This window comes from Mycobacterium sp. 1245499.0, from assembly GCF_001673615.1.
Classification (GTDB): domain Bacteria; phylum Actinomycetota; class Actinomycetes; order Mycobacteriales; family Mycobacteriaceae; genus Mycobacterium; species Mycobacterium europaeum_A.
Genome location: NZ_LZMG01000096.1, coordinates 1 through 10,082, shown reverse-complemented (window position 1 = coordinate 10,082; position 10,082 = coordinate 1). Strand labels below are relative to the sequence as shown.

Sequence of the window (10,082 nt, the reverse complement as noted above, 5' to 3'; positions counted from 1 at the left end):
CCGCGGTCATGCCGTCGACGTCCTGGACGCGGCCGAGCGGCTGGTGGCCGCGCATCCCGAATTCGAGCTGCTGTCGGTGCGGCGCTCGTTGGTGCGCAGCGAGGATCTCGGCTAGCTAGCCGTCGCGGCCTTCGCGCTTGCGGCCCAACGGCATGGGCGCGACGACGCCGGGTGCGAGCCGGCGCGTGAAGATCAGGAAGGCGGTGTGCCCACGCATCGAGTGCTGCGGCCGGACCGCGAGACCGACGACGTTCCAGCCGCGCTGCAACGTCTCCCACGACCGCGGCTCGGTCCAGCACTGCTGTTCCCGCAGGGCCTCGACCGCGCGCGACAGCTGGGTGACGGTCGCCACGTAGATGATCAGCACGCCGCCGGGAATCAGCAGCCGCGCGACCGACTCCAGCACCTCCCACGGCGCGAGCATGTCGAGCACGGCGCGGTCGAAGGATCCGTCCGGCAGCTCGGAGTCGGAGACGTCGCCGATGATCAGCTGCCAGTTGTCGGGCGCCTGGCCGCCGTGGAACACCGACACGTTGCGTTCGGCGTGCTCGGCGTGATCGGCGCGCAGCTCGTAGGAGGTCACCCGGCCGTCGGGCCCGACCGCGCGCAGCAGCGAGCAGGTCAGCGCGCCGGAGCCGGCGCCGGCCTCGAGCACCCGCGCGCCCGGGAAGATATCGCCCTCGTGCACGATCTGGGCGGCGTCCTTCGGGTAGATCACCTGGGGTCCGCGCGGCATCGACATCACGTAGTCGATCAGCAGGGGCCGCATCACCAAGTACACGGCGTTGTTGCTGGACTTGATCACGCTGCCCTGCTCGAGCCCGATCAGCGCGTCGTGCGGAATCGCCCCGCGATGGGTGTGGAACTCGGCGCCCGCGGTGAGCACCACGGTGTAGTGCCGACCCTTGGCATCGGTGAGCTGGACACGCTCGCCCTCGGTGAACGGGCCGGATACGGACACGCGGTCTAGCGTGCCAGCCGACTCGCCGCCGCAGGGGCTTGGGGGTTGTCGGCGCCCGGTCCTAGGCTGCCGACATGATCGTCCAGCCCGAGGCGCCCCTGTCTGAGGCGCCCCAGCGGGAGATGCGCCCGGCGGGCCAGGTGTACCGCCCGGCCCTGTCGCCGTCACGGGCCGCGGACTTCAAGCAGTGCCCACTGCTGTACCGGTTCCGGGCCATCGACCGGCTGCCCGAGGCCCCGTCGCCGGCGCAGTTGCGCGGCTCGCTGGTCCATGCCGCCCTGCAGCAGCTGTACGGCCTGCCCGCCGAACAGCGTGGCCCCGACACCGCCATGGCGTTGGTGGAGCCCGCCTGGGACCAGGTCATCGGGGCGACGCCCGAGCTGGCCGCCGACGTGGATCCCGGGCAGCGCGCCCAGTTACTTGCCGAGGCGCAGGCGCTGCTCGCCGGTTACTACCGGCTCGAGGATCCCACTCGCTTCAACCCGGAATGCTGCGAGCAGCGCGTCGAGGTGGAACTCGCCGACGGCACCCTGCTGCGTGGCTTCATCGACCGGATCGACGTCGCCGCCACCGGCGAACTGCGGGTGGTCGACTACAAGACCGGCAAGGCGCCACCGGCCGCCCGGGCCCTGGCCGAATTCAAGGCCATGTTCCAGATGAAGTTCTACGCGGTGGCGCTGTTGCGTTCGCGCGGTGTGCAGCCCACCCGGTTGCGGCTGATGTATCTAGCCGACGGACAGGTGCTGGACTACACGCCGGATCACGATGAGCTGCTGCGCTTCGAGAAGACGTTGATGGCGATCTGGCGGGCGATCCAGTCCGCCGGGCACTCCGGCGATTTCCGGCCCACCCAGTCGCGGCTGTGCGACTGGTGTCCCCACCAACAGCACTGCCCGCTCTTCGGCGGCACCCCGCCGCCCTACCCGGGCTGGCCGGAAACCCTTGTTGTGCAGAACGATTCACATCCCACTGAACCGGCCGCCTAAGCCTGGCCGTCCAGCGGCGAGAGCTCCTGCAGCATCGTGGGAATCAGCTCGCTGACGGTGGGATGGATGTGCATGGTGCGCGACAGCGTGGTGTAGGGCGCCTTGGCCGACATCACGTCCAGGATGGCGTGGATGGCTTCGTCACCGCCGACCCCGAGGATGGCGGCACCCAGGATCTCCTGGGTGTCGGCGTCCACCACGACTTTCATGAAGCCTTGTGTCTCACCCTTTTCCACCGCCCGGCCGACCCGGGTCATCGGCCGCTTGCCGACCAGCGCCTGGCGTCCCGACGAGCGGACCTGATCGACGGTCATGCCGGCGCGCCCCAACGGCGGATCGATGTAGAGCGCGTAGGTGGTGATGCGATCACTCACCCGGCGCGGGTCCTCGTCCAGCAGGTTGGCGGCGACGATCTCGAAATCGTTGTAGGAGGTGTGGGTGAATGCGCCCTTGCCGTTGCAGTCGCCCATCGCCCAGATGTGTTCGACGCTGGTCTTGAGCTGATCGTCGACCACGATGTAGCCGCGGGCATCGGTCTGCACCCCGGCCGCGTCCAGGCCCAGGTCGTCGGTATTGGGTCGCCGGCCCACCGCCAGCAGCAGGTGACTTCCCTCAACGGGCGCGGCGCCCTCACCAGGGGTCAGCTCGAACCCGTTGCCGTTCTTGGCTATTCGCACATCGTCCGCCCCGACGATGACGTCGATGCCCTCGGCGCGCAGGATTTCTTCGATGGTGGCCGAGACGTCCTCGTCCTCGCGCGACGCCAGCCGCGCGCCCCGTTCGACGACGGTCACCCGGGCCCCGAACCGGCGGTACATCTGCGCGAACTCGAGCGCGATGTAGCTGCCGCCGACGATGACGAGATGCGTTGGCACCGTGTCGAGTTCGAGGATCGACACGTTGGTGAGGAAGTCGACGTCGGACAGGCCCGGGATGTCGGGCACCACCGCACGCCCGCCGACGTTGAGGAAGATACGGTCGGCGCTCAGCTCATCGTCACCGACCCGCAGCGTGTGCGGATCCCGAAAGACCGCGTGCCCGCGAAAAACGGTGCAGCCCTTCATGCCCTCGAGCCAATCCTCGACGCCCTTGCGGTCGCCCAGCATGATCTCGTCTTTACGGGCCTTGACCTTTGCCATGTCCACGCTGACCGGCCCGGTCCCGACGCCGTATTCCGCGCCGCGACGCGCCAGATGGGCGGCGTGCGCGGAGGCCACCAGCGTCTTGGTCGGGATGCACCCGGTGTTGACGCAGGTGCCGCCGATCAGCTTGCGCTCGATCAAAGCGACGCGCTGTCCCGCAGCGGTCAGCCGGCCTGCCAACGGCGGGCCGGCCTGCCCGGCCCCGACGATGATCGCATCGAAATGCGCTGTCACTTAACCGCCGTCAGCAGGTATTCGGTCAGCAGGTGGCCCGTCGCCGCCGCGATGGCGAACCCGCCCACGATCGCGACGGCGTCCTCGAGCAGCGCGATGGGCAGGTCCCTGCCACCCGTCGCTGCCACCAGTCGCTTGCGCGCCTGGTAGCCGCCCAGGGTACCGAGCACCGCACCGATGACACCTGCGCCCAGCGCGGTGAACGTCCAGTGCGGCCAAGCGCCCAGCGCGGCGCCCGCGAGCCCACCGGTGACGATCCGGGCCGCGAAGATCGGTGCCGCGGTGCGCGCCGGCGTCTTGGGCAGCTTGTCGTTGATCAGTTCGCCGATCGCCAGGACGGTGAAGATGATCACCGCAATGATGTTGGTCAGCCAACTCGCCCAGGTGCCGTGCAGGTCGATCCAGCCGATGTAGGCGGCCCAGGCCACGACGGCGGGCGCCGTCAGCGACCGCAGCCCGGCCACGACGCCAATCAGTAAAGCCAACAAGACGAGCAGCGCGTGTGTCACGGAAACCCTCCTGGGAGACGAACAGCCGGCGACCGATGCAGGGACGGCCCATTCGCCAACCCGGGCAGTCCCCCGAGGCGGACGCTAACACAGCCGCGGGTCTTACACCGCGTGCGAATCAGAACCGGCAAAACCTGATGTCGGATGCCAGGATCGCCTTCGCGCCGATGGCGGACAGCTCGTCCATGATCTCGTTGACGCCCCGACGCGGCACCAGCGCGCGGATGGCAACCCAGTCCGGATCGGCCAGGGGCGCGATGGTGGGCGACTCCAGCCCCGGCGTGATCGCCGTGGCCTTGTCCAGCACCGAACGGGGGCAGTCGTAATCGAGCATCAGATACTGCTGGCCGAACACCACGCCCTGGACCCGCGCCACCAGCTGATCGCGCGCCGCCTGCGTGCCCGCGTTGCTGTTCGAGTCGCTTTCGATCAGCACCGCTTCCGAATCGCACAGCGGGTCGCCGAAGGCGACGAGGTTGTGCAGGCTCAGGGTGCGCCCGGAGCCCACCACGTCGGCGATGGCGTCGGCCACGCCGAGCTGCACCGAGATCTCCACCGCGCCGTCGAGCCTGATGACGGTCGCCTCAATACCGCGCCCCGCCAAGTCTTTTCGGACCAGATTGGGGTAGGCGGTGGCGATCCGTTTGCCGGCCAGGTCGGCGATCTTCCAGTCGCGCCCGGCCGGTGCGGCGTAGCGAAAGCTCGACGAGCCGAAGCCCAGCGCCAGACGCTCGCGCACCGGTGCGTCGGAATCGCCCACCAGGTCCCGGCCGGTGATGCCCAAATCCAGCTCCCCCGAACCCACGTAGATGGCAATGTCTTTGGGCCGCAGGAAGAAGAACTCGACCTGGTTCGCCGGGTCGATGACGGTCAGGTCTTTGGGATCGGTGCGACGCCGGTAACCGGCCTCCGTAAGGATCTCGCAGGCCGGGTCGCTGAGCGTGCCCTTGTTGGGGACCGCAAGCCGCAGCATGGTCATAGCTTCCGATACACGTCATCGAGGGTCAGGCCACGCGCCACCATCAACACCTGCGTCCAGTAGAGCAACTGGCTGATCTCCCCGGCCAGCTCGTCGTCGGATTCGTGTTCGGCGGCCAGCCACACCTCGCCGGCTTCCTCGAGGATCTTCTTGCCCAGGCCGTGCACGCCGCCGTCGAGCGCTGCGACCGTCGCGCTGCCGGCCGGCCGGGTGCGGGCGCGCTCGCCCAGCTCGGCGAACAGATCCTCGAAGGTCTTCACGGCCAGCGATTGTTTCACGCCACCGCGAGCAAAGTCACGGCGGTTTAGCCCCGGCGGCGTCCTCGCGGGTTCGTCAGTCGAATCCGGCGAGGGTGAGGCGCAGCGCTTCCTCCAGCTGCACGTGGAACGCCGGGCCTTCGGCGACGTTCGAGGTCAACCAGCCGTCGAGGACGAATTTCACTGTGGCCAAACTGGTGTGGACCAACAACGCGGGTCTGATGTCGGCCGCCGAATCGACCCCCATCCGGCAGGCAACCTGTTCGATCAGCCTGCCGTGATCGGTTGCGCTGACCAAGACGGACTTGCTCAACAGGTGGGGCGCGGTCGCGACGGCCAGTCGCCAGGTATCGAGGTCGTCGACCTCGCTGACATCTTTGGCGTGCGTGACGAACAGCTGAATCAACGCTTCGACCGGTGACTCATGGGGCGGCCTGGTGCTGTAGGAACCCACGATCTCTGCGGCGGCCTCCCGGACGGGATCGACCAGCAGGCCCTCCTTGGTGGGCGCGTACCGGAAATACGTGCTGATGGAGATTCCGGCGGCCGCGGCGATGTCCTCGGTCGTCACCGCCTCGAAGCCGCGCTCGGCGAACAGCCGGTGGGCGGTCTGCTGGATCTGGGACAGCAGTTCAGCACGGCGTCGGTCACGCAACGATATGTTTGCTGAGGGCATGCCATCACCTTCGTCAATCCGACATTAGAACCCCACGACGCCGTTTACCGACGAACTCAGATGAGTGACTCTACACTATTGAAAGTCCCTATCAAGTAGGCTAGTGTGATGCAGCACACACCAATGAGCTGCGGAGATCTGGGGCTTGTTGACACTATTTTAATAAGAATAGCGTTCAACCGTTGCCCGACGTTCTCCGCTCGGCACTCAGGACTTAGGGGCGGGAAGAGGGCCGATGACAGCGGTAGCTGGTACGCGATGACTTGCGCCATGGGTTTGCTAGGCGGTCCCCGGGTCACGCCGCTATGACGACGACCGAGTTCGATGGCGTCACCGCTATCCGGAACTGGTCCGTGGGGTATGTCAAACGCCACCCGGTCGCCTCGCTGACGACGGTAGGTGAACAGTTCGTGCTGGGTGTGCGAACCGCCCAATATTTCTTCTACGACCTGGTCACCGGGCGGTTCCAGTGGCACGAGTTCGTCCGGCAGGGCGCATTCATGGCCGGCACCGCCGTGTTGCCGACGATCCTGGTGTCCCTGCCGATCAGCGTCACGTTGTCCATCCAGTTCGCCTTGCTGGCCGGCCAGGTGGGTGCCACGTCGCTGGCCGGGGCGGCCAGCGGGCTGGCGGTCATCCGGCAGGGGGCGTCGCTGGTGGCCGCGGTGCTGATGGCCTCGGCGGTCGGCTCGGCCATCACGGCGGACCTCGGTTCGCGAACGATGCGCGAAGAGACCGACGCGATGGAGGTGATGGGCGTCTCGGTGATCCGCCGCCTGGTGGTGCCCCGTTTCGCCGCGGCGGTGATGATCGGCGTGGCCCTCACCGGCGTCGTGTGCTTCGCCGGGTTCTTCGCGAGCTACATGTTCAACGTGTACTTCCAGAACGGGGCGCCGGGCAGCTTCGTGTCGACGTTCGCGTCGTTCGCCACGACCGGCGACATGATCCTGGCGCTGATCAAGGCCATCGTGTTCGGCGCCATCGTGGCGATCGTGTCCAGCCAGAAGGGCCTGTCCACCAAGGGCGGGCCGACCGGCGTGGCGAATTCGGTGAACGCCGCTGTGGTGGAGGCGATTCTGCTGCTGATGATCGTCAACGTTGCGATCAGCCAGCTCTACATCATGTTGTCGCCGCGGACGGGGCTGTGACATGACGGCCTCCGCTTATCAACCGTTCGCACCGATTTCGGTCCCCCTCGTTCGGCTCTACCGCCGCGGCAAAGTGCCGGTCATCCGGCTCGGCCACCTCCTGGTCTTCTTCGTCCGGGCCGCGGTCGCGGTGCCGCTCGCCCTGCGCCAGTACAGCGCCGAATTCCTGCGGCTGCTGTCGAACATCACCTGGGGCAACGGCTCGATCGTGGTGGGTGGTGGCACGGCCGGGGTGGCCGTGGTGCTCGGCATGACGGTCGGCGCGCTGGTCGGCATCGAGGGGTACAACTTCCTGGATCTGCTCGGTCTGGGGCCGGCCACCGGGTTCGTCTCGTCGTTGGTCAACACCCGTGAGCTGGCTCCCCTGATGGCGTCGCTCGCCTTCGCCATGCAGGGCGGCTGCCGCTTCACCGCCCAGCTGGGATCCATGCGGATCGCCGAAGAGATCGACGCGATGGAATCGATCGCCATCCGCCCGATCCCCTACCTGGTGACCACCCGGCTGATCGCGTCGGTGGTGGCGATCGTCCCGCTGTACGCCGCGTGCCTGGCGATCGGATACCTGAGCACCCAGATCGTGGTGGGCCTGGGCAGCGGCGGCTCGACCGGTTCCTACCTGCACTACTTCACTCTGATGCTGGCCGGCCAGGACATCGTCTACTCCTTGTTCAAGGCGGTGATCTTCGTCTGGATCGCGTCCACGATCCAGTGCTATTACGGCTATTACGCGAGCGGCGGGCCCGAGGGCGTCGGGGTCGCCGCCGGACACGGCATGCGGGCCAGCATCACCGTCGTGATCATCGTGAACATGCTGCTCACCATGGCACTGTGGGGCGTCGACTCCGGCGCCAGGTTCGGCGGGTAGGTCGGTGAAACGTGCCCAATTCCTTTGAGCTGGACGGCCGCGGCCCCTCCGATCGGCAGCTGTTCGGCATCGGGATCGCGGTCGTGGTGGTCAGCGCCCTGGTCACCACCGCGATGTTGGTGAAATCCACCGGCAGGCTCAACGACTACGTGCGGGTGGTCGCCGATCTGATCAACGTCGGCGATGGCCTTCCCCAGAAGTCCGACGTCAAATACCGCGGCGTCCTGGTCGGGATGGTCAACGGCGTCGTCCCGGCGGCGCACGGCAAGCCCAACTACGTCCACATCGACCTCAAAGAGGAATACGCCAAGTCGATTCCGGCCAACGTGACCGCACGCGTGGTGCCGAGCAACGTCTTCGCCGTGTCGTCGGTCCAACTGGTGGGGTCCCCAAACCAGGAGGGCCGCGGTGGGAAAATCCGCGACGGCGCGCACATCTCGGAGGACAAGCGGCTGCCTACGGTTCTTTTCCAGACGACCGTGAGCAAGCTGCGTGACGTGCTCGCCGCCGCGGGTCGTGGCCGTGACGACAGGTCGGTGGGGATCCTGGCCGCGCTGGGCGCGGCGACCGATCACCGCCGCGTCAGCCTGCTGACCGCCGGCGCCCAACTGAATCGCCTTCTCGATCAACTCAATTCGATCGTCAGCACCGACGCCGGCCCCTCGACGGTGTCGGCGCTGCTGGATGCCACCACGGGGCTCGCCCAGACGGCGCCCGATCTTCTCGATGCGTTGCATCAGGCCGTCGAGCCGATGCGAACCTTCGCCGAGACGCGCGGGCAGTTGGCCTCGCTGCTCTCCGGCGCCGACTACACGGTCAGCACCACTCGCCAATCGTTCGACAACCACATCGACCAACTCATCAGGATCACAAGCGATTTCACGCCGGTGCTCGGCGTCTTGGCGCAGAAGTCGAACAACTTCGTGCCCGCCGTCACCAAACTGGACAACCTGGCCAACCAGTTCATGGAACAGGTCTGGAACCCGCGGACCAACCTGGGCAACATGCGCGCGATGCTGACGTTCACGCCCAGTTCCACCTACACCCGTGCCGACTGTCCGCATTACGGCGAGCTCAAAGGGCCCAGTTGCTTCACCGCACCGCTGATTCCGGTGCGCCCCGATCTGCCCGACGTGCTGTTGCCGCAGAACTACCATCCGCCCAAGGACCTGGCCCCACCGCCCGGCACGGTGATCGGCCCGGACGGGAACCTGGTCGCGGTGGGCCCGCCGCTGGTGAACGGATCACCAAACCTGGTCGACCCCAATCCGCCACTCGCTCCGGGCATTACGCCGTCGCCGCCGGTGCCGGGCAGTGCGAACCCCGACAACCCCTCACCCGGGGCGCCCGCGACGCCGCAACCACACGAACCGTGGGTCGCGCCGGTGGCACCGAAGGCGCCGTGGATCCCGCAGGCCGCGTACCGGGCCTCGTTCGGCGGCAACGTGGGACCCGTTGGGAGTCAATACGAACGCACCATGCTCGGCGTGATCACCGGCGCCCCCGCGACCGAGGCCACCGAACTACTGCTGGGACCCGTCGCTCGCGGGACCACGGTCTCACTCGCTCATCCGCTTGGGGAGGCCAAATGAGGTTTCGCGGCCCGCTCATCGCACTGACCCTGTTCATGATCGTCTCGCTGACGCTGACCTGGCTGGTGTATGTGAGCCTGCGGCGTGACGTCGCCGGCGACACCGCCAGGTATACGGCGGTGTTCAGTGACGTGTACGGACTACGCGAGGGCGACGACGTCCGCATGGCCGGGGTGCGCGTGGGCCGGGTCGAAAAGGTGGAACTGGACGGGACTCTGGCGAAGGTCTCGTTCGTGGTGCAGTCCGACCAGCGGTTGTTCGGAAACACCCTGGCGTCGGTGACCTACCAGAACATCGTCGGGCAGCGTTACCTCGGGCTGTCCCTGGGCAAGGAAGGCAGTCCGCAGCTGCTGGCGCCGGGCAGCACCATCCCGTTGGAGCGCACCGAGCCCTCTTTCGACGTGACCACGCTGCTCAACGGCTACGAGCCGTTGTTCAGCCTGCTGAACCCCCATGACGCCGACAACCTCACCAAGGGCATCATCGCCTCGCTGCAGGGCGACACGTCGTCGCTCACCACGCTGGTCGGCCAGACCTCCACGCTGACACAGACTTTCGCGGGCCGCCGTGATGACCCCGTCGAGATCGTCGTTCTGTTGAGCGAGGTTGCCGACCACCTTGTTGAGGTTGGTGATCACGCTGCCCAGGGCCTGGTCGCGGCCCGCGAAAGTCTGTGTCAGCGTGGAGGTCTGGCCGACCAGCGTGGTGAGCGACGACGTGTCGCCCTGCAGCG

Annotated in this window: 11 protein-coding genes and 1 pseudogene; 6 read left to right on the top strand and 6 right to left on the bottom strand. The window is 67.3% G+C overall.

All coding sequences use genetic code 11. The features are described from left to right. A pseudogene (locus A5646_RS28750) lies at positions 1-115 on the top strand (DUF503 domain-containing protein); the annotation flags it as partial. Here A5646_RS28750 and trmI read toward each other — a convergent pair. Further along, positions 116-961 (bottom strand): tRNA (adenine(58)-N(1))-methyltransferase TrmI, encoded by an 846-nt coding sequence (gene trmI, locus A5646_RS05095; RefSeq protein ID WP_066867490.1) that lies wholly within the window; start codon positions 959-961, stop codon positions 116-118. It lies immediately after the preceding pseudogene. A 122-nt stretch (positions 962-1,083) separates the two neighbouring features. Between trmI and A5646_RS05090 the strand changes: the two genes are divergently transcribed. Further along, positions 1,084-1,947, top strand: a complete 864-nt coding sequence (locus tag A5646_RS05090) for a RecB family exonuclease (RefSeq protein WP_156765520.1) — start codon at positions 1,084-1,086, stop codon at positions 1,945-1,947. On the opposite strand, the gene A5646_RS05085 is transcribed toward A5646_RS05090, so the two are convergent. From A5646_RS05085 to A5646_RS05065, 5 genes are all read right to left on the bottom strand, one after another. Then, positions 1,944-3,323 (bottom strand): FAD-containing oxidoreductase, encoded by a 1,380-nt coding sequence (locus A5646_RS05085; protein WP_067020318.1) that lies wholly within the window; start codon positions 3,321-3,323, stop codon positions 1,944-1,946. The two genes, A5646_RS05090 and A5646_RS05085, sit on opposite strands and share 4 nt — an antisense overlap. Further along, on the bottom strand, positions 3,320-3,832 hold the full coding sequence (locus tag A5646_RS05080) for a DUF4126 family protein (RefSeq protein WP_066867483.1): 513 nt from the start codon (positions 3,830-3,832) through the stop codon (positions 3,320-3,322). The genes A5646_RS05085 and A5646_RS05080 overlap by 4 nt, the downstream gene beginning before the upstream one ends. Before the next feature lie 118 nt (positions 3,833-3,950). After that, positions 3,951-4,805 (bottom strand): ATP phosphoribosyltransferase, encoded by an 855-nt coding sequence (gene hisG, locus A5646_RS05075; protein WP_066867516.1) that lies wholly within the window; start codon positions 4,803-4,805, stop codon positions 3,951-3,953. A 2-nt stretch (positions 4,806-4,807) separates the two neighbouring features. Continuing rightward, on the bottom strand, positions 4,808-5,089 hold the full coding sequence (locus tag A5646_RS05070; protein ID WP_066875917.1) for a phosphoribosyl-ATP diphosphatase: 282 nt from the start codon (positions 5,087-5,089) through the stop codon (positions 4,808-4,810). 55 nt (positions 5,090-5,144) lie between these two features. Beyond that, positions 5,145-5,744, bottom strand: a complete 600-nt coding sequence (locus A5646_RS05065; RefSeq protein ID WP_067020315.1) for a TetR family transcriptional regulator — start codon at positions 5,742-5,744, stop codon at positions 5,145-5,147. 305 nt (positions 5,745-6,049) lie between these two features. Between A5646_RS05065 and A5646_RS05060 the strand changes: the two genes are divergently transcribed. The 4 genes from A5646_RS05060 to A5646_RS05045 all read left to right on the top strand — a co-directional run. Further along, positions 6,050-6,892, top strand: a complete 843-nt coding sequence (locus tag A5646_RS05060) for an ABC transporter permease (RefSeq protein WP_066867477.1) — start codon at positions 6,050-6,052, stop codon at positions 6,890-6,892. Position 6,893: 1 nt separating this feature from the next. Further along, positions 6,894-7,757 carry an ABC transporter permease gene (locus A5646_RS05055; RefSeq protein ID WP_067020312.1) on the top strand — a complete coding sequence of 288 codons (864 nt, stop codon included), beginning with the start codon at positions 6,894-6,896 and terminating at the stop codon, positions 7,755-7,757. An 11-nt stretch (positions 7,758-7,768) separates the two neighbouring features. After that, a complete protein-coding gene (locus A5646_RS05050; RefSeq protein ID WP_067020309.1) occupies positions 7,769-9,349 on the top strand; it encodes an MlaD family protein in 1,581 nt (526 codons plus the stop codon). After that, positions 9,346-10,082, top strand: a 737-nt coding sequence (locus A5646_RS05045; protein ID WP_231998238.1) for an MlaD family protein, incomplete at its 3' end; no start/stop codon positions are given. The genes A5646_RS05050 and A5646_RS05045, both read left to right, overlap by 4 nt.

Excerpts from the sequence above, each read along its gene's own strand:
- A5646_RS05090 (WP_156765520.1), top strand. The coding sequence starts at position 1,084 with ATGCGCCCGGCGGGCCAGGTGTACCGCCCGGCCCTGTCGCCGTCACGG.
- hisG (WP_066867516.1), bottom strand. The coding sequence starts at position 4,805 with ATGCTGCGGCTTGCGGTCCCCAACAAGGGCACGCTCAGCGACCCGGCC.
- A5646_RS05065 (WP_067020315.1), bottom strand. The coding sequence starts at position 5,744 with ATGCCCTCAGCAAACATATCGTTGCGTGACCGACGCCGTGCTGAACTG.
- A5646_RS05060 (WP_066867477.1), top strand. The coding sequence starts at position 6,050 with ATGACGACGACCGAGTTCGATGGCGTCACCGCTATCCGGAACTGGTCC.
- A5646_RS05055 (WP_067020312.1), top strand. The coding sequence starts at position 6,894 with ATGACGGCCTCCGCTTATCAACCGTTCGCACCGATTTCGGTCCCCCTC.